Annotated in this window: 18 protein-coding genes; 4 read left to right on the top strand and 14 right to left on the bottom strand. The window is 44.3% G+C overall.

Features of this window, described 5'->3' with window-relative positions; genetic code table 11:
* Genes ACPD8L_RS03750 through ACPD8L_RS03710 form a run of 9 tightly spaced genes read right to left on the bottom strand, consistent with a single transcriptional unit; the run spans position 1 to position 8,685 of the window.
* Complete coding sequence (locus ACPD8L_RS03750; RefSeq protein ID WP_423941976.1) at positions 1-999, bottom strand: XdhC family protein; 999 nt, start codon at positions 997-999, stop codon at positions 1-3.
* Positions 996-2,195: a molybdopterin molybdotransferase MoeA gene (locus ACPD8L_RS03745; RefSeq protein WP_423941974.1), complete on the bottom strand. Its 1,200-nt coding sequence runs from the start codon at positions 2,193-2,195 to the stop codon at positions 996-998. Before ACPD8L_RS03745 ends, ACPD8L_RS03750 begins: the two co-directional genes overlap by 4 nt.
* The gene (locus ACPD8L_RS03740; RefSeq protein WP_423941971.1) at positions 2,192-2,974 is read right to left on the bottom strand and encodes a sulfite exporter TauE/SafE family protein; all 783 of its coding nucleotides are present in this window, start codon (positions 2,972-2,974) and stop codon (positions 2,192-2,194) included. The genes ACPD8L_RS03745 and ACPD8L_RS03740 overlap by 4 nt, the downstream gene beginning before the upstream one ends.
* The gene (locus ACPD8L_RS03735; RefSeq protein ID WP_423941968.1) at positions 2,965-4,032 is read right to left on the bottom strand and encodes a ThiF family adenylyltransferase; all 1,068 of its coding nucleotides are present in this window, start codon (positions 4,030-4,032) and stop codon (positions 2,965-2,967) included. Before ACPD8L_RS03735 ends, ACPD8L_RS03740 begins: the two co-directional genes overlap by 10 nt.
* Positions 4,022-4,630, bottom strand: coding sequence for an NTP transferase domain-containing protein (locus tag ACPD8L_RS03730; RefSeq protein WP_293300591.1), 609 nt, complete (start codon positions 4,628-4,630; stop codon positions 4,022-4,024). The genes ACPD8L_RS03735 and ACPD8L_RS03730 overlap by 11 nt, the downstream gene beginning before the upstream one ends.
* 33 nt (positions 4,631-4,663) lie before the next feature.
* Positions 4,664-5,650 carry a GTP 3',8-cyclase MoaA gene (gene moaA / locus ACPD8L_RS03725; protein WP_421809393.1) on the bottom strand — a complete coding sequence of 329 codons (987 nt, stop codon included), beginning with the start codon at positions 5,648-5,650 and terminating at the stop codon, positions 4,664-4,666.
* Between the two features lie 48 nt (positions 5,651-5,698).
* On the bottom strand, positions 5,699-5,953 hold the full coding sequence (locus tag ACPD8L_RS03720) for a MoaD/ThiS family protein (protein WP_152130593.1): 255 nt from the start codon (positions 5,951-5,953) through the stop codon (positions 5,699-5,701).
* Positions 5,954-5,957: 4 nt separating this feature from the next.
* A complete protein-coding gene (locus ACPD8L_RS03715) occupies positions 5,958-8,195 on the bottom strand; it encodes a xanthine dehydrogenase family protein molybdopterin-binding subunit (protein ID WP_423941963.1) in 2,238 nt (745 codons plus the stop codon).
* Positions 8,196-8,223: 28 nt separating this feature from the next.
* The gene (locus ACPD8L_RS03710; RefSeq protein WP_116218772.1) at positions 8,224-8,685 is read right to left on the bottom strand and encodes a (2Fe-2S)-binding protein; all 462 of its coding nucleotides are present in this window, start codon (positions 8,683-8,685) and stop codon (positions 8,224-8,226) included.
* A 175-nt stretch (positions 8,686-8,860) separates the two neighbouring features.
* Between ACPD8L_RS03710 and ACPD8L_RS03705 the strand changes: the two genes are divergently transcribed.
* Both ACPD8L_RS03705 and ACPD8L_RS03700 read left to right on the top strand, forming a co-directional pair.
* Complete coding sequence (locus tag ACPD8L_RS03705; protein WP_423941959.1) at positions 8,861-9,961, top strand: vWA domain-containing protein; 1,101 nt, start codon at positions 8,861-8,863, stop codon at positions 9,959-9,961.
* A 51-nt stretch (positions 9,962-10,012) separates the two neighbouring features.
* Complete coding sequence (locus tag ACPD8L_RS03700) at positions 10,013-10,960, top strand: 3-keto-disaccharide hydrolase (protein ID WP_423941957.1); 948 nt, start codon at positions 10,013-10,015, stop codon at positions 10,958-10,960.
* Positions 10,961-11,016: 56 nt separating this feature from the next.
* Here ACPD8L_RS03700 and ACPD8L_RS03695 read toward each other — a convergent pair whose 3' ends face one another.
* Positions 11,017-11,622: a 3-keto-disaccharide hydrolase gene (locus ACPD8L_RS03695; RefSeq protein WP_116218774.1), complete on the bottom strand. Its 606-nt coding sequence runs from the start codon at positions 11,620-11,622 to the stop codon at positions 11,017-11,019.
* 166 nt (positions 11,623-11,788) lie between these two features.
* On the opposite strand from ACPD8L_RS03695, the gene ACPD8L_RS03690 reads away from it, so the two are divergent.
* Complete coding sequence (locus ACPD8L_RS03690; RefSeq protein WP_161594433.1) at positions 11,789-11,956, top strand: hypothetical protein; 168 nt, start codon at positions 11,789-11,791, stop codon at positions 11,954-11,956.
* On the opposite strand, the gene ACPD8L_RS03685 is transcribed toward ACPD8L_RS03690, so the two are convergent.
* Genes ACPD8L_RS03685 through ACPD8L_RS03670 form a run of 4 tightly spaced genes read right to left on the bottom strand, consistent with a single transcriptional unit; the run spans position 11,953 to position 15,407 of the window.
* Positions 11,953-13,398: a M14 family zinc carboxypeptidase gene (locus ACPD8L_RS03685; RefSeq protein WP_293304786.1), complete on the bottom strand. Its 1,446-nt coding sequence runs from the start codon at positions 13,396-13,398 to the stop codon at positions 11,953-11,955. The genes ACPD8L_RS03690 and ACPD8L_RS03685 overlap by 4 nt on opposite strands.
* Before the next feature lie 4 nt (positions 13,399-13,402).
* Positions 13,403-14,062 (bottom strand): peptidoglycan recognition protein family protein, encoded by a 660-nt coding sequence (locus ACPD8L_RS03680; RefSeq protein WP_116218775.1) that lies wholly within the window; start codon positions 14,060-14,062, stop codon positions 13,403-13,405.
* On the bottom strand, positions 14,059-14,493 hold the full coding sequence (locus ACPD8L_RS03675) for a 3D domain-containing protein (RefSeq protein ID WP_293300572.1): 435 nt from the start codon (positions 14,491-14,493) through the stop codon (positions 14,059-14,061). Before ACPD8L_RS03675 ends, ACPD8L_RS03680 begins: the two co-directional genes overlap by 4 nt.
* 41 nt (positions 14,494-14,534) lie before the next feature.
* On the bottom strand, positions 14,535-15,407 hold the full coding sequence (locus ACPD8L_RS03670; RefSeq protein ID WP_423941954.1) for a pirin family protein: 873 nt from the start codon (positions 15,405-15,407) through the stop codon (positions 14,535-14,537).
* A gap of 51 nt (positions 15,408-15,458) precedes the next feature.
* Here ACPD8L_RS03670 and ACPD8L_RS03665 point away from each other — a divergent pair, with 51 nt between their 5' ends.
* Positions 15,459-16,793, top strand: coding sequence for a serine hydrolase domain-containing protein (locus ACPD8L_RS03665; protein ID WP_116218777.1), 1,335 nt, complete (start codon positions 15,459-15,461; stop codon positions 16,791-16,793).
* Positions 16,794-17,249: the final 456 nt, after the last annotated feature.

Genomic DNA, 17,249 nt, shown 5'->3' with positions numbered 1-17,249 from the left:
CTAGGTATGTATTTTTCCCATTTTGTCCTTCAGGAGCTGCGGCTCCTTTTTGTTGATCACGGATAGAATTTCGGATAAGATGGAGATGGCAATCTCCTGAGGGGTTTCCGCGCCAATATCAATCCCTGCAGGACCATGGATTTGGTCCAGAAATGTTTCCGAAACATCAGGGCAACGTTCCAAAAGTTCATCAAATAGTTTTTCCCTTCGTTTAAAAGGTCCCAATAGCCCAATATAAGCACCGAGTTCATCCTTTAGGGCCATGACAAACTGTAGGTCCTTGACAAAACTATGGGTCATGATGACCACGGCCGTTTGTGGGTCCAGACTATATTGAAATGCTTCTGGTTCCACCTGAATCAGTTTATGGATGCCGGGGAAATCCTTTTCCGATTTTTCTTCCCTCGGGTTGACCACCACGCTTACCTCCCAGCCTGTAAGAGTCGCATATTTACACAATTGAACGGCATCGTGTTCCGCGCCTATGATCAACAACTGAAAGCAAGCCTGCATTTCTTGTTCAAAAACGGCAAGCCCTTCTTTTGGGCCAACTTCATCGGTCACGGGGAACATGTCGTCTCCAAACTGGAACTCGGAATGATAGTTATCGTTATCACTCTGTTCTTTTTGATAATAGGAAATGATTTGGAACGGCTTTCTGTTTTCAATGGTATTCCAGAAATGGGTCAAAAAGGTTTTATTGGGCTTAAAGATCTCCAACAAGATGTACAGAATACCTTCGCAACCCAAGCGATAACGTCCATCATACACCATGACCCGGGAGATTCCTGTGGTAAAGACGGTTTGGGCTTGTCGTAGCACCTCTTTTTCCACACACCCCCCACTTACGGCTCCGACCATGCCCCCATTTTCAAAAATCAGCATACGGACACCGGGTCTGCGGTACGATGAACCGTCCAAAGCGACCACGGTGGCCAGAACAGCGGCCTCTCCCCTTTCCTGATAGTTTTGGATGATGGTTTTTAACTCGTGTGTCATTGCCAAAGATTTCGGGTTGGTATAAACGTTGTTGTAGCTTCTTTCTGCAGGGTTTCCTTTGGGGGAATCGATACAAATCCATCTACTTTGGTAAGTCCTGCCAAATCCCCAGAACCGGATGATGATAGAACTTTCGCCATCAACCTTCCCTCCTTCATATCAATTTTGGCCCCAATAAATAGGGTCAAATCTGTCTCATTGGTATAGGAATCACTTAAAAATACGGTAAATCGTGGAGCTACCCTACCCAAAGTTTTGTTAAGCCAAGCCTTAAAATACAAATGATAGTTGACAAAGGTCGATACAGGGTTACCGGGGAATGAAAACAAAATGGTCTTGTGTTTCAGATGTTTTCCAAACCAAAACGGTTTTCCGGGGCGCTGCAATACCTTATGGAAGGCCTTTTCCACTCCCAGAACTGCAAAAGTTTCTGGCAAGAAATCGAACTTTCCCATGGAAACGCCTCCGCTGAGGAGCAAAACATCATAGGTTTTGATGAGATGCTCCAATGCTTTTTGGATGGCTGACGGTTCGTCCACAAGATGATGGATGTCCGCTGCAATGAGTTCCGTTTCCAAAAGCGCATAAAGGGAATGGGAATTGGACTTTCTAATTTGAAATGGTAACGGGGTTTCCTCTACATTTACCAATTCGTTCCCTGTGGAAATGACTGCAACTTTGGGAAGTTTTTTTACCACGACCTGTGCTTTTCCGACTGAGGCCAATACCCCTATTTCGGCAGAAGTAATGGAAACCCCAGATTGAAGTAAAACTTCACCTTGAGTAATATCACTACCTTGATAATGTATGTTTTGACCTTTTTTTATGGGCTTTTCAACTGTAAATGTGTCACCCGAGTTTGAAGTGTGCTCATACATGATTACTGTGTCGGTATTCTTGGGGACTATGGCACCGGTCATCACCTCTACACAATGCTCCGCTTGTTCCAAAGTAGCCTGTGGACTTCCGGCCTGTGCAACACCTTCGGATATAAAGGCTTGCTCTGTGGATTTTAGAGCTTCAAAACAGATGGCAATACCATCTTTGGTAGATCGGTCAAAGGGAGGGAAATCCCTATCGGCCAAAATGGTTTCGGCCAATACCCTTCCGTGGGATTTATCAAGTGGAACTATTTCGTTCCCATAGTCTTGTGCATGGTCCAGAACTTTTTTTAATGCATCGTTGAATCCAATCATGAAAAGAGATTTATTTCCAATCCATTTTTGAGCAGTACCCGAATCCCCACAAACAGCACCAAAAACCCGGTCAGCATTCGAATGCGTTTTGCCGATAGTTTTCCGATACTGAGCCGTACACCTAGTTGTCCGCCCATCAACACAGCAAACAACAACCCCAATATTTCGGGCCAGAAGATTTCAAAAGAGTCGCTGACAAACAATCCTCCAATACCTGAAACGGAATTGACCAAGATGAAAAAACTGGCCAAAGAGGCAATGACAATCGGTTTGTCCCATTTCATATGGTTGAGTACGGGCGCCAAGAATATCCCCCCGCCAATGCCTACCAAACCGGATAAAAGGCCAATTCCCGCTCCCAGAAGATAGGAAACATAGCTTGGATATTCTTGTAGGTTAAAGTTGGAGCGTAAAGAAAGGGTTTGATAAATCAGCGCTATGGCCGATACAATCAAGGCCAAGGCCAACAAAATGAAGAAAACCTGCTCCTTCAACCGGAATGAGGCCCCCAAAAAGGCCATGGGGATACTGGTGACCACAAATGGAACGAACTTCTTCAGGGGCAAATGCCCGTTCTTGTAATAAAGATAACAGCTTCCCGTAACCACGGTGAGGTTACATAACAAGGCAGTTGTCCGGATAGCAAAGAAACTCGTCAGGACCAAGGTAAGGATGGCCAAGTAGCTGGATCCACCTCCAAAGCCTACGGCAGAATACAGGGTAGCTACTACAAAGAACGCAAGGGTCAGTAAAATAAAATCTCCAAAGGCTAAGGACATAGGGTCATCATTTTGTTCATCCCACCCAGCACGTTGTAAAATCTTTTATTGGGATAAATGGGATCCAGTTGTCTTATGGCCTGCTCACTGCGTTTTCCCGATTGGCATATGACATATACTTCTTCCGCCCCAACAATGTGTTCCGAAGCGGATTCCAAATGATCCAATGGAGTATTGACGGATTTATTGAGGTGTTGACCACTAAACTCCTCAGGAGTACGCACATCCAATACAATGATACTTTGTTGGGAGTCTAGCAGAATCTGAAAGTCTTCCGCAGCTATTGAAGGGACCAGACCACAATCCAATAGCTCATATTGGTCCTGTAATTTTTTGATTTTTTTATTTTCGGGATTGGCTTTAAAACCAATTTTGGTGGACTGTTGGGTCAGTCCATCAAAGAGCAATAATTTTCCTGATAGGACCTCTCCTATTCCGGTCAATACCTTTACGGCCTCCAGAGCTTGAAGGGTACCAATGATTCCAGGAATTACGCCCAAAACCCCATTCTCGTTGCAATTGGGAACTTCTTCAGGACTTGGCATGTTGGGATATAAACAGCGATAGGTGGGGCCATTGTTGTAATTGAACACGCTCACATGTCCTTCAAAACTGTGCAATGCGCCATAGACAAAAGGTTTTTCCAAGATAACACAGGCGTCGTTGATGAGATACCGTGTTGGAAAATTATCTGTGGCATCCACGACCAAGTCATACGATTTAATGACCTCCAAGGCATTGTCCTTGGTCAAAAAGGTGTCATGTAAAATAAATTGTGTGTCAGAATTTTGTGCGCTCAATTTTTCATGGGTCACCTCCAGCTTCGACCTTCCCAAGTCATTTTCGGTATAGAGGGTTTGTCTTTGCAGGTTATGCAGTTCAACAACATCTTGATCCATCAATCCCAAAGTGCCCACACCCACGGCATTGAGGTATTGCAAGGCAGGTAATCCCAGCCCGCCCAATCCAACGACCAAAACTTTTGCGCTGGCGAGTTTTTGCTGTCCTTCCGGACCAAAATCCTTCAATTGGGTTTGTCTGATATACCTATTCTCCATGGTTCAACGCGATTTTTGATTTCGCAAACTCGTATTCCGATAATGAATTGGCATTGTACAACACCTCGTCATGTTCGGGGAATACCAACTTGGTATCCGTATTGAGTAAAAACTTTCGGGGACAGGAACTTTCAGATGTTTCCAAGTGGGTTATGGCCTTTTGAAGCCCTTCGGGTTCCCAAATGGTAATCAACGGCTCGGGAAGCTTCGTTTGGTTGGTGGCAAAGGAAGTGGCCGATGCATTCGGGTCCCTTTGTTCCACCAATTGTTTTATGCTTTCCAAATCCAAGAGAGGGAGGTCACAGGCCAACACTAACCAAGCAACATCTGGGTGCGAAGTATATGCGCTGAGGATACCATTAAAAGGACCGCGATATTCATTTCTGTCCACAATGGTCCTATATGCTTTGTCAACAGTTGATTCTTGTTCTTCGCGAACGCTCAAGAAAACAGTATCGCATAGCTGTTCCAATAACTGGTAGAGATATTCCTGCTGGGGAACGTCATGATAGGTAATCAACCCTTTATCAGACCCCATCCGGGTACTTTTTCCTCCCGCGAGGACCAATCCGTACAATTTGGGTGTTGTTCTTTCCATTTCGCTGCTGTAATCAGATCAAGATTTGGGGATTTACCCACCGATAGAGGTCATTGAATTGTCAAAAACGGTATTGGAATGCTCGTTTTGCGCTTCAAATCCTGTTTTGGCCCTCGAACCAATGGTTTTTAAAATGATTTCCTTTACCTTTTCTTCTGAGGACTCTTCACGAATGATATCCCGGAGATTGGCTTTGGATTTACCATACAAGCAGGTGATGACATCCCCGGTGGCCGTAATCCGCAAACGGTTACAACTACCACAGAACGTTCTACTGAAAGATGGGATAATGCCGAAAGTGCCTACATGGCCATCAATCTTATAATTAATGGATGTGGACTCCTTGGGCGATTCCAGTTTTTGGTAATTGGGGAAAGTGCCTGCAATGTGTTCCAGTATGGCCTTATAGTTCCATTTGATGGTGTTGAAGTTTTTACTTCCCCCATTGAATGGCATTTCTTCCAAAAATCGGACGGAAACCTTATGGTGTTTCATCACATCCAAAATAGGGATGATGTCCTGCTCGTTCTGCCCTTCCAAAACAATGAAATTGATGCGTACATTAAAACCTTCGGTAATCAGTCGTATCAAATTGTCATGGACAGTATCAAACTGTTTTCTGCGGGTTATACGTTCAAAGGTTTCCCGGTTGATGGAATCCAAACTCACATTGATATTGGTAATCCCCAATTCTTTGAGTTCATCAATATGGGGACCGATCAATGTGGCATTGGTCGTGACCGAAATATCATTCAGCCCTTCCAGCTGTGCCAAATGGCGTAGCAACACCATTAAGTCTTTACGGACAAAGGGTTCGCCTCCCGTGATTCGGATTTTGTCAATACCTTGGGAAACCAAAATCTCGCTTACTTTTTTAAGTTCCGGGATGGAGAGCAATCTATCATTTTGGACAAAGTCTATCCCTTCGGAAGGCATGCAATAGTTGCAACGGAGGTTGCATCTGTCGGTTACCGCCAATCGTAGATAATTAATTTGTCTTCCGTGATTGTCTATCAACATAAATCTAAATAACTGCTTTGTAATGGAAAGATACCGATTTTATGCGGATTATCCCCCACTCACTGGGGGGATAAGCGCAATCTCATCGTAGGAATTGATGGCATCGTCATCATCGGCATAGTTGTGGTTTACGGCCACGGCCAAGGAGGACAATTTGTTGAGTTCTGGGTAGTTGTTTCCCAAAAATTGTTTCAATTCCCTTACGGTTTTTGGTATTTGTTTACCGGTTACACTGGATGTGGGAACAGACAAAGTGGGACTTCCCACAATGTCCTTCGTGATTCCAAACAAAAGTATCGTCATATGATCAACCTATAATTTCCTTTTCTGGTACTTTTAAAAGTTCTGGTGTTTTGGTAAATGGTTGTTTATAAAGTCTATTTCCGGTAGCGGATTTAAAAGCATTGGCCACTGCACCTCCTGCTGGCGGCAGTGTGGGTTCGCCCAAACCGGTAGGTGAAAGCCCATTGTCTATAAAATGGGTTTCCACAACAGGGGCGTCCTTAATCCGGAGCAATTGATATCTGTCGAAATTATTGGCGGTGGGCTTCCCGTCCTTAAATGCCAATTCCCCGAACATGGAATGTCCTACACCATCCAACACACCGCCTTCCACCAAGTTTTTGGCTCCGAGGGGATTTACCACAATCCCGCAATCCACCACACAGGTGATTTTTTTCAGTACAGGCTCTCCATTTTCAATTTCAACATCGGCCACTTCGGCCACGTGGGTGTTGTGGCAGTAATAGTTCACAAAGCCTTGGTGTACATCCTCCGGCTTTTTGCCCCAACCTGATTTGTCGACCGCCACTTTGATGACTTCTTTCATGCGCTCGGGAGAATATTGGATACGTTCATCTTCCTCAGGATTTACGTTATCCAATAAATCCAATCGCAATTGTATTTTATCCACTTCCATCAGCTCGGCCAGCTCATCAAAGAAACTTTGTTCGGCATAGGCCAAAAAGTTGGTATATGGGGCACGCCATGCGCCTGTGGTAATGTTACTGTCGTATTTAGCGGTATCCACTTGGTAATTTTCAATGGCACCGGCTGGGAAGAAATTGGGAACGAGGCCGTACATATTGGAATTCACGGCGGCCTCTTTTAAGTGGTAGGCCGTTACTTTTCCATCTTTCACTCCTGCTTTAATACGGTATTTGATGGACATTCGGTAGATTCCATCTTCCATATCTTCCTCTCTGGAGAAAACCAACTTTACAGGTTTCTTCGCTTTATCGGCAATTTCAGCAGCTTCAATGGCAAAGTTACCATAGAGTCTTCGTCCAAAGCCACCACCAATACGGGTCATTTCCAAATGGATATCATCGGCTTCGCGGCCTAACAATTGTGCCACAAAACCAGCAGTGCCTTCTGGAGTTTGTATGGGGCCCACTAGGTGCACTTTCTCTTCGGTCACATTTGCGAAGAAATTCATGGGTTCCATACAGCTGTGCGGCAAGAAAGGAGATTCATAGGTGCGTTCCAGCACTTGGTCCGCTTCTGCCAAGGCTTTTTTTACATTGCCGTCCGAACGTAAGGTCTCAAACTTGTTTCCATCCAAAAGGTTGGTCAATATTTTGTCATGTTCCTCGGTACTTTCAGCTTTGGTTACCTCTTCCCATTCGGCCTTGATGGCTTTTTTGGCTTTCATGGCCTCCCATGTAGAGTTGGCGAGCACCACTATTTTATCACTGTCACTTATAATGCCTGTAATTCTTGGGACTGCTTCTGCAAGTCCTCGTAGTTTTTCACCTATGGTGAAGATGTCCACCACACCGGGCATGGCCCTTGCGGCGGAATCATCATAGGAAACCAATTTTTGTCCAAAAGCAGGTGGACGCAGTACTGAGGCATAGACCATGCCCTCGGTTTTGTAATCCATCCCATAAAGAGATTTTCCAGTGATGATTTTATCAATATCCACATTTGGGGTGTCTTTCCCCATAATCTTATATTCCGAAGTTTTTTTCAAGGGAACATTCTCAGGGACTTCAAGTTGGGCGGCATCTTTAACGACATCGCCATAGCCCAGGGTTTCTCCTGCTGCATTGGTGATGACCCCTTCACTCACGGTACATTCCGATGGGTCCACGCCCCAACGTGCTGCCGCCGCACTGACCAACATCTGTTTGGCCGCAGCCCCGGTCTGGCGTAGGGCATCCCATCCAAATCGGATGGATTGGCTACCCCCAGCCACCTGTCGGGTGTAATTATTGGTATCCAAAATACCTTGTTCCACATACACATTGTCCCAAGCAACATCGAGTTCCTCGGCAATGATCATGGGCATGGAAGTCTTTACCCCCTGCCCTACTTCGGGATTGGGAGAAAATATGGTGACCGCACCATTGTCTGCAATTTTGATAAAGGCATTAAAGTCGTTGTAGTCCAAACTGGCCAAATCTATGGCGGGTTCGGCAATGACCTTAGGTTTGCACGCCTGGAAAAGGTTGAAGCCAATGAGCAAACCTCCTCCGGCCAAGGAAGAGTTGCGCAAAAAGGCCCTTCTATTTAAAGTGTTGAATGTATTGTTCGTTGACATGATTCTGTTTTTAGGTGAAAAGCTGGTATCAATCCATATTCTCCGCAGCGATCTGCACCGCTTTGCGAATTCTGGTATAGGTAGCGCATCGGCAGATATTGCCGTTCATGGCGTTCTCAATGTCCTCTTCGGAAGGATTGGGGTTTTTCGCCAAAAAAGCGGAAGCGGTCATGATTTGTCCCGCTTGACAATACCCGCATTGGGGCACATCCACTTCTTTCCAAGCTTCTTGAACAGGATGTGTACCATCCTCTGATAGCCCTTCGATGGTGGTGATGGATTTCCCATCAATCTGGGCAAGGGTAAGGGAACAGCTTCTCATGGCAGTGCCATCAACATGGATGGTGCATGCGCCACATTGGCCAATTCCACATCCGTACTTGGTGCCCACAAGATCAAGGTGATCACGTAGCACCCATAAAACAGGGGTGTCTTCGGCCACATCTACTGTTTTGGATGCGCCGTTGACATTGATTTGATACGTTGGCATAGTTTTTTGATTTGAATGAATATAGTTTGTATGCTGTTGAAGTTACCAAAAAATGAATCGAACCTTACATTTTTAACAGCGACACACTTATTTTAACTTTTCTTTAAATCTATTGCGCATTTTGGGAATAATTTTTGGAGCAATTGAACGTTCTGCATGTTGAACCTTAACTTTTATGAAAATGAAAAATGTACTTCGTTATTTTTTCCTAACCTCTTTGGTCCTTGTTTTCTTTGCTTGTGGCAATGCTGATGATGATGTGAATTTCAACATCAATGATGGTGAGTTGGGTCAGGGCAAGGAACCGGACGACTGTCTAGGCTTTAGTGATAATGAGTTGTTACTTTCCATACAGGACCAGTTTACCACCTTACCGGGAAAAGTCTCCATTTTGTTCAAGGTTTCGGATGACATGGGAAATCCTATTTCTGGATTAACGGCCGACCAGTTCACCATTTATGAGCAAGGGAGGAACGACGATTGTTTCAATATTATATCTTCTTCGGAGTCCCAAGCTCGGATTTCCCCAAACTCCCAAGTATTCAACAACAATACGTTATTGGTGTTGGATTTGAGCAATAGTGTATTGGAGGGTAGTTTGGAGGAGTTAAAATCCGCTTCTGTCAGTTTTATCAATAATGTAATGCCTACGGGTGAAGAAGCAACAGGCTCCTTTAAAATGGCCATTTATTGGTTTGATGGGGAAGATGAATTGCATGCCTTGAATCCCTTGTCCTCAAACGCTGAAGAATTGACCGCTGCCGTAAATGGGATCACTGCCGATATCAGTAATGACCCTTCCACGGATTTGTATGGTGCGGTGATCAAGTCGACCAAAATAGCGGAAGACTTGCTCAAGGAGAACAATAACAGTGAAATCATTGGTGCCGCATCCGTAGTTTTGTTTACCGATGGAACGGATCAAGCTTCCCGATATAATGAGGCCGATGCGCTGAAAGCTGTAGATAACGCCAATAAAAACATTTCCTATTTCTCCATTGGACTTGGTGCGGAGATCGATACCGAGGTGTTGACCAAAATTGGAAAGACCGCCAGTGTATTTGCTTCCAATAAGGAAGAATTGGAGAATACCTTTAACCAGATTTCCCAACGAGTGGCAGAACAGGCCAACAGTTTCTATCTTTTTGAGTATTGTACCCCAAAACGTGATGGTAGCGGGGAAAGCAATTTGGTCATTCAGTTGACCGATGGTAACAGCAAAGGGGCCGTACAGACCAAATTCAGTGCCAATGGATTTACCGGTGGTTGCGAATAGCGGGACTTTTGAATAATCCCTATCTTGGGCGTCATAATTAATAAACAAACTATGACTTTCAGGAAAAAAACCTTGTACACTTTATGTTGTGCCCTATTCCTTGGGGCCGTCTTTGCAATGAATGCCCAAAATAAGATTCCATTGGAAGGTCGATGGGATTTGGAAATGGAGTTTGAGGGAAAGACCGTTCCTTCTTGGTTGGAAATCAAACATTCAGGGCATGCAACGCTTATAGGCCGCTTTGTTTTTGCTTTTGGTAGTGCTAGACCAGTTGCGGAAGTAAAGACCTTTGGAGACAACCAGTTTTCTTTCAGCATTCCCCGTCAGTGGGAACCCGAAGGAACCGATATGGTTTTTCATGGTGCCTTGGTGGATGGTAAACTTAAGGGAACCATGATCTATACTGATGGGTCTGTGAACCATTGGACAGGTGTTAGAGCCCCTAAATTGGCTTATACCGAAAATCCAAAATGGGATAAACCCATTGAAGTGTTCAACGGAAAAGACCTTGCAGGATGGCATACCGACCGAGACCCAAACCAGTGGGTGGTCAAAGAAGGCATTCTCACCAGCCCGGAGTCGGGAGCCAATTTGATTACTAATGAAAAGTTCCAAGATTTTAAACTTCATGTTGAGTTCCGCTATCCAGAAGGAAGTAACAGTGGTATTTACCTTCGTGGCAGGTATGAGGTGCAAATTGAGGATGATGAAGGATTGGAACCTTTGGATATTTATATTGGTGGGGTCTATGGTTTCTTGGAGCCTACGGAAAATGCAGCCAAAGCTGCAGGGGAATGGCAAACCTATGACATTACGTTGATAGGGCGAAGGGTTTCTGTGGTACTAAATGGCAAACCCGTGATTACCGATGCCACAATTCCCGGGATTACCGGAGGGGCTTTGGACAGTAAGGAAGGAGAACCTGGTCCATTTATGATCCAGGGAGACCATGGCCCAATTGAATACAGAAGCTTTGTGGTCACTCCATTGAAGAAATAATATACGTATTGATCGAACATAAAAAAAGCCGGAATTTAATTCCGGCTTTTTTGTATTTATGATTTTAGGGGTACAATCTTAATGTTGCGCCAGTTTACTTTAATGCCTCCTCCGTCATGAATCTGAAGTGCAATGGAACCTTTTCCTTCGCCAATCTTTTCATCGGTCAGTGTAACCATTTCAACTCCATTCAACCATGAGGTGATTTTAGATCCCTCTGCACGGATTTTCATGGTGTTCCACTCCCCCATTTTAAGGTTTTTGTCTTTCTCTGGGTCTGGTTTGATCAACCAGCCACGACCATAGGATTCGTAGATTCCTCCAGTATCCTTACCTGGAGGGGCCACTTCCACTTGCCAGCCACTTACTTTGGTGCCATCAACGGTAGAACGGATGAAAACGCCACTATTGCCATTGGCTTCTTGTTTGAATTCCAAGGTCAACTCAAAATCATCATAAAAATCATTGGTAGACAGATATCCATACCCGGCTTTAGGTCCACTTTCACAGATGAGCAGTCCGTCTTCCACGTACCATTTCTCATCTCCATGAACAGTCCAGCCGTCCAGATTTTCCCCATTGAACAATTCGATTGCGTTTTGTTGGGCACAGCCCACTAACGAGATACATGCCAACAAAAGGCCAAAAAAAGTTAGTTTCATAATGTAATGATGGTTTCTTGATTTTAAGATTCTGAAAAGATACTGAAACTTTGATGGATTTGACAAGACCCGTGGTAGGGTTTTTCTAACAAAGGTTGTTTATTATGTAGCGACCACAACTAAATTACATCCTAAAAGCTCTAACGTCTAACTCAAAAACAATACCATGGATGTAGTCAAAGAAATCATTCAGAACAGTGCCATCGGACCATTGCCGATGGGATACAAAAGATTGGTGCTTTCCCTTTTTGTATCCATTGTGTGCACATTGCTTTTTATGTTGATCCTGTTACTGATCAATGGGGCCACGGCCAATTTCCACTACGGTTACTAACGATAAATCAACGCATTTCCAAAGTTTTGTTCTTCAATGGGTTTGGATAAATCCAGCAGAAATCCATTGATGACGGCATGGGTGATTTTATCTCCTTTCTTTAAAAAGAAGGTTGGGTTTACGCCGGGTTGTAAACGAAAAGGGGTCAATTTAAAATCTTCCCCTACAAGATGGATAGGGGTACTCACAGCTGGATCTAGCTTTGGCAGCGCAGTTTTTAAATAGGCCACACCTTCTTTTAAGAGTTCTTGGGCATACCCCTCACCTGTAGCGGAAACCATTCTTGGAGGAACTATAGTATATCCCGAAGCATCAAAGGTTTCATATCCATAAAAAGTCGACAGGTCCCCTTGGTCCCCTACGGAGCTTCGATAATAAAAATGATTGTGGTCATTAAGGTCCACTTCGTTGCGGTAAATTCCTAAGTCCAGAATATAATCCTCACCCAAAAGATTATAGGTGGCATTCGCAATTTTTAGGTCGAACAACTTCCTGTCATTATGGGGGATTTTCTCGTAATCCTCAATGGGAATATTTTTGTAGGTGTCCTTGGCTATGGTATACAAGGCTGAGAGAATGGACACATAGTTCAACTTTCTGATTTCCTGTTTTTCCACATCATTGGCATAACCACCGGATTCTATCAAAATAAGGCTGGTTCCCCATTTGGCAATATTGTCCCCAAAAGCACGGGGTTCAAAATCATCGCTATAACGTCCAACCTGGCCCGGGGCATAATTCTGGATAATCTTGTTCATGTACACAATGATCTTCATGGCATTGGCCCTGATCTCATTGATGTCTTTTTCATAATTATAGGCTGTGGCCAAATAAGAAATAGTGGCGGGTTTATCCGTCAATTCTGCATTGTAGTACGTACTTTGATCATGTAGATTGAAACCGAAATCGGCATTTAAACTGTCCCGTATACGCTTTAAGGCCCTTCCTTCAGGAGATTGTAAGCGAAGCGCATCCCTATTGATATCTATTCCCAAGGTGTTTCTTCGTTGGTAGACTTCCGCTCCATCTGGATTGAGCATCGGTAAAAAATGAAGGGTCAACTGTGATAGGATGTCTTGTTTCTCGGTCTTGAAATCTTGGGAATCCAGAAAATGAAGGATGTCAAAAATAGCCTGGGTGGCCGTTGGCTCATTACCGTGCATCTGTGACCATAGAAAAACATTGATTTTTCCGGTTCCGATGCTGATCAAATTCAGATTTCTACCCTCAATGGATTCGCCCACTTTTTGGACCTTGAACTTCGGATTTGCATCAAATTGTTGGATCAGGGGCTGGATATCGGCGTGCTTCACCCGCCTTTTGTCCAAAGAAGGCTCCTTGTATTTCCCATAGGTTTCATATAATTGCGAAGTAATTGCTTCTTGTCCATAAATGGACAATGTGGTCAATACCAATATAAAGGACAACAGTTTTTTTAGCATCATCTTATTTTGTGGGTACAGGCTTAAAGTTATATTTTTTAGTGGCTTTTCGAACTTTTTCCATGAAGTCCATTCCAGGGTCTGTTTTTGTGGTACGGTAGCCATCATCCACTTCCAACCAAAGGGGATGACCTTCAAACTGTGTATATTCTTGATGGCCGATTACGTACTCAATATCGTATTTTGATGCCAAATATTCCACCAAATAAATATTGGATTTAAGCTGTGCTTTGGTTAACGGTAGGTCTTTTCCACCCCCCACGTTCTCAATGCCAATGGCACAGTGGTTCAATCCAATGGTGTGTCTTGCCATGGTGGTTTCTGGCATCAATCGGTAGATGGTACCGTCCCTGTCCACCAAAAAGTGGGAAGAAACGTTCAGCCCACTTACATTTTCCAGTGCAGGGCGCCAGTTGGGCAGTGTTGGGTTGTTGAATGCCCTGAATGATCCTTCCAAGGTTGGGATGACTGTCCAGTGCAACACGACCATTTTCGGAACAATGTTGGGGGTGTCCTGTTCCAGCTCATAACGCTGGGCCAAGTATTCCTTGGTAAGTTCTATACGTTGTTCGTTAAAAAGGATGGGGATATCCACAATTTGTCTTTTTACGGAACAAGACCATGTTGAGATTGCCAATAAGGAAAGGAACAGTATTTTTTTCATTGAAGGGTATTTTGCGTAAAAATAGTGTCCAAAGGGAGAGCATAGCAAATTTGCAACCTCTTTTTTCCCCATTCCCGCGCTTTTTTTACATCCTTACCCATGTAGATGTCAATTCGGTTTTTCCACTTCCAGTGCATTTTGTCCTTTACATAAAAGGTGTCTGGAAAGGTGTCTATTTTAACCATGGTATTATGCGTAAGCCCCATTTTAATGAGGTCGCGTGAGACCGCAATGCATTTCATGCCGGGTTTTAACGTATCGCCCCATGCCGCTACCGAAGGGGAAATACTATCCGTTTGCCAAAAGACCGAATTATAGGCCGAAGCCGTTACCTCATGCCCCAACCATTCAAACTGGGGAGGTTTAAGCTTGACCTCCTGCTTTTTGGAGCAAGCCGTGGCAAGGATAAGTATGAAGAGTAGTTTTCTCAATAGGCCTTGTGTTCATTCCTAAAGGTACATATTCCTTGGAATCAGCTAGGAAGTGGCACATAGGTGTCATCATCCGTCATCATGGGAAAGGTTTTGTTCTTCCATGCTTCCTTGGCCTGTTCTATGGTTTCCTTGTTTGATGAGACAAAATTCCAAAAAATATGACGTTCCTCTGGGAAGGGTTCACCGCCGAACAATAAAAGGTGTGTGTTTGGGCTAAGCTTGATGTTACAGGTGTCCTCTACCTTCGAAACCAATATATTTCCCTTTTCAACCACTTCGCCACAAGCTTCTATACCGCCTTCCACGATACAGATGCCGATTTCCCCTTTAAGTTTCCCATTCACATTGAGTGCATAGGGTTCAGCATTCTTTACTTCTATCATGAACAAGGGGGAATGTACTGGCACAGGAGAAACTTTTCCATAGCCCTCCCCTGCCACCAAGGTGAATCCTGCACTTTCATCCTTCCATTTGGGGAGGTCTTTCCCTTCGATATGATGGAATTGGGGCTCCATGTTTTCCAATTCTTTGGGCAGGGCCACCCATATTTGATAGCCATGTGCCGTGAACTCGTTCCCATGCCTCATATCCTCAGGGGTGCGCTCGGTATGGCTTACCCCCCTTCCGGCCGTCATCCAGTTTACAGAACCTGGCCGTATGCGCTGATGGGTTCCCATTCCATCCCTGTGGATAATTTCCCCTTCGAGCATAAACGTCAGTGTGGATAGACCAATGTGCGGATGTTGGTCTACATCCATATATTTTTGTGGCCCCAGTTGTGTAGGTCCCATATGGTCTATAAAAATGAAAGGACCTATCATTCGCTTTTTTCGGAACGGGATAAGTCTTCCCACCAAAAAATCGCCTATATCCCTGCTGCGTTCTTCAATGATCAATCCTATGTTGGACATGCGGTAAATGTTTATATTTAGAAACAGAAAGTTACAAATACATCCAACACCATGAAACTACTTAAACGTGTTTTGCTGCTCCTGCTCATTATTGTGGGGGTGGTCATCTATTTGAATTATCCCAAATTGAACATTATCTCAGGTTATGCTGCCAAAAATATGGCCTCTGGGGTCTTTGTGGCAGAGCGTTCGGCTGCCTCCATGAATCAATACGATAACAATGTGCCCTTGATCGAGCTGGCCGAAACCCAAGTGGATGAAACGGCAGAGTCAGCTTCCTCTAAAGTTTATGGGTTGATGGAGCGTACAGCGGTGTATCGTGATGGATTGGGAACGGTGCTGATCAATGATGGATATGATGCTGAAAAGCTCACCATTCGTCCCCATCGAAACAAAACTGCAGATACCATTCCATACCCTTACGGACAAGCAGAGCCTCTGGATTCCATTTTTGAGGAAGTGGATATGGACCAGCTCAACAAAGCGGTGGCCATGGCCTTTGGTAACCCTGAAGTTCAAAAGACGCGAACCCTTTTGGTGCTTTACAAAGGGCATTTGCTTACCGAAAAATATATAGAGGGCTTTACCAAGGACACGCCTATTTTGGGGTGGTCCATGACCAAGAGCGTATTGGCCACCTGTTTTGGGGTTTTGGAACATCAGGGCAAATTGGAAATGGATTGGCCGGCCCCAATTGCGGAATGGAAAGCCGATGAACGAAAGAACATCACCCTAGACCATTTGCTGCGCATGCAAAGTGGTTTGGAATGGGATGAGGATTACAGTGGGATTTCCGATGTGACCCAAATGTTGTTTTTGGATAGCGATATGACGCAGAAGCAAAGAGAGAAAAAGGCCATTGCCCCACCTACGGAGATTTGGAACTATTCTTCGGGAACCACCAATCTACTTTCCGGGATACTCAGACAACAGTTCAGGAGCCATCAGGAGTATCTGGATTTCCCCTACTCCAGTTTGATTGATAAAATTGGGATGTATTCCATGGTGTTGGAGGCCGATATTGACGGAAATTATGTGGGGTCTTCCTATGCTTGGGCCAGCACGCGAGACTGGGCCCGCTTTGGCCAGTTGTATCTGGACAGGGGTAAATGGAATGGGGAACAAATCTTTTCTCCGGAGTGGGTAGATTATATTACCACCCCAACCATACATTCCGATGGCACCTATGGAGCCCACTTTTGGCTCAATGCCGAAGGTAAGTACCCCGATGTACCCAAGGACCTGTTCTCCTGTAATGGCTACCAAGGACAATATGTGTTTGTGATACCGTCCAAGGACTTGGTCGTTGTGCGGACAGGTTTGGCCGAAGAACCGGAATTTGATGTGAACGGGGTGTTGTCAAACATCGTAAAAGCAGTACCGTAAATCGATGTGGTATACTAAAATGCCCGGAAAACCACAGTATAAGGGCACTTCACAACAATAATTTCATTTACGGGAACACGGGTGGTACATTTACCATGTAATTAATTCAGAAAGTAATTTTTTCATTTTCATATAGTGTTCTCGTGAAAGAGTCTTGACCCAAGTGGCAAGGCTCTTTTTGGTTTATAAAGGTTTTGGAACCCAATCCCAACTCTTCACAACCAAGAAATATTGAGAAAACCACAGTATAATGGTACTTCACAACAATAATTTCATTTACGGGAACACGGGTGGTACATTTACCATGTAATTAATTCAGAAAGTAATTTTTTCATTTTCATATAGTGTTCTCGTAAAAGAGTCTTGATCCAAGTGGCAAGGCTCTTTTTGGTTTATAAAGGTTTTGGAATCCAATCACAACCCTTCACAACCAAGAAATATTGAGAAAACCATAGT

Source organism: Flagellimonas algicida (genome assembly GCF_049629585.1).
In the GTDB taxonomy this organism is placed as follows: Bacteria; Bacteroidota; Bacteroidia; order Flavobacteriales; family Flavobacteriaceae; genus Flagellimonas.
This window is presented reverse-complemented; position numbering and strand designations above follow the sequence as displayed.

What these genes read in the sequence shown, in the direction of transcription:
- ACPD8L_RS03665 (WP_116218777.1), top strand. Translation starts at nt 15,459, where the DNA reads ATGAAACTACTTAAACGTGTTTTGCTGCTCCTGCTCATTATTGTGGGG.
- ACPD8L_RS03735 (WP_423941968.1), bottom strand. Translation starts at nt 4,032, where the DNA reads ATGGAGAATAGGTATATCAGACAAACCCAATTGAAGGATTTTGGTCCG.
- ACPD8L_RS03670 (WP_423941954.1), bottom strand. Translation starts at nt 15,407, where the DNA reads ATGTCCAACATAGGATTGATCATTGAAGAACGCAGCAGGGATATAGGC.
- ACPD8L_RS03720 (WP_152130593.1), bottom strand. Translation starts at nt 5,953, where the DNA reads ATGACGATACTTTTGTTTGGAATCACGAAGGACATTGTGGGAAGTCCC.
- ACPD8L_RS03730 (WP_293300591.1), bottom strand. Translation starts at nt 4,630, where the DNA reads ATGGAAAGAACAACACCCAAATTGTACGGATTGGTCCTCGCGGGAGGA.
- ACPD8L_RS03745 (WP_423941974.1), bottom strand. Translation starts at nt 2,195, where the DNA reads ATGATTGGATTCAACGATGCATTAAAAAAAGTTCTGGACCATGCACAA.
- ACPD8L_RS03705 (WP_423941959.1), top strand. Translation starts at nt 8,861, where the DNA reads ATGAAAATGAAAAATGTACTTCGTTATTTTTTCCTAACCTCTTTGGTC.
- ACPD8L_RS03685 (WP_293304786.1), bottom strand. Translation starts at nt 13,398, where the DNA reads ATGCTAAAAAAACTGTTGTCCTTTATATTGGTATTGACCACATTGTCC.
- ACPD8L_RS03710 (WP_116218772.1), bottom strand. Translation starts at nt 8,685, where the DNA reads ATGCCAACGTATCAAATCAATGTCAACGGCGCATCCAAAACAGTAGAT.
- moaA (WP_421809393.1), bottom strand. Translation starts at nt 5,650, where the DNA reads ATGTTGATAGACAATCACGGAAGACAAATTAATTATCTACGATTGGCG.
- ACPD8L_RS03700 (WP_423941957.1), top strand. Translation starts at nt 10,013, where the DNA reads ATGACTTTCAGGAAAAAAACCTTGTACACTTTATGTTGTGCCCTATTC.
- ACPD8L_RS03715 (WP_423941963.1), bottom strand. Translation starts at nt 8,195, where the DNA reads ATGTCAACGAACAATACATTCAACACTTTAAATAGAAGGGCCTTTTTG.
- ACPD8L_RS03690 (WP_161594433.1), top strand. Translation starts at nt 11,789, where the DNA reads ATGGATGTAGTCAAAGAAATCATTCAGAACAGTGCCATCGGACCATTG.
- ACPD8L_RS03750 (WP_423941976.1), bottom strand. Translation starts at nt 999, where the DNA reads ATGACACACGAGTTAAAAACCATCATCCAAAACTATCAGGAAAGGGGA.
- ACPD8L_RS03680 (WP_116218775.1), bottom strand. Translation starts at nt 14,062, where the DNA reads ATGAAAAAAATACTGTTCCTTTCCTTATTGGCAATCTCAACATGGTCT.
- ACPD8L_RS03695 (WP_116218774.1), bottom strand. Translation starts at nt 11,622, where the DNA reads ATGAAACTAACTTTTTTTGGCCTTTTGTTGGCATGTATCTCGTTAGTG.
- ACPD8L_RS03740 (WP_423941971.1), bottom strand. Translation starts at nt 2,974, where the DNA reads ATGTCCTTAGCCTTTGGAGATTTTATTTTACTGACCCTTGCGTTCTTT.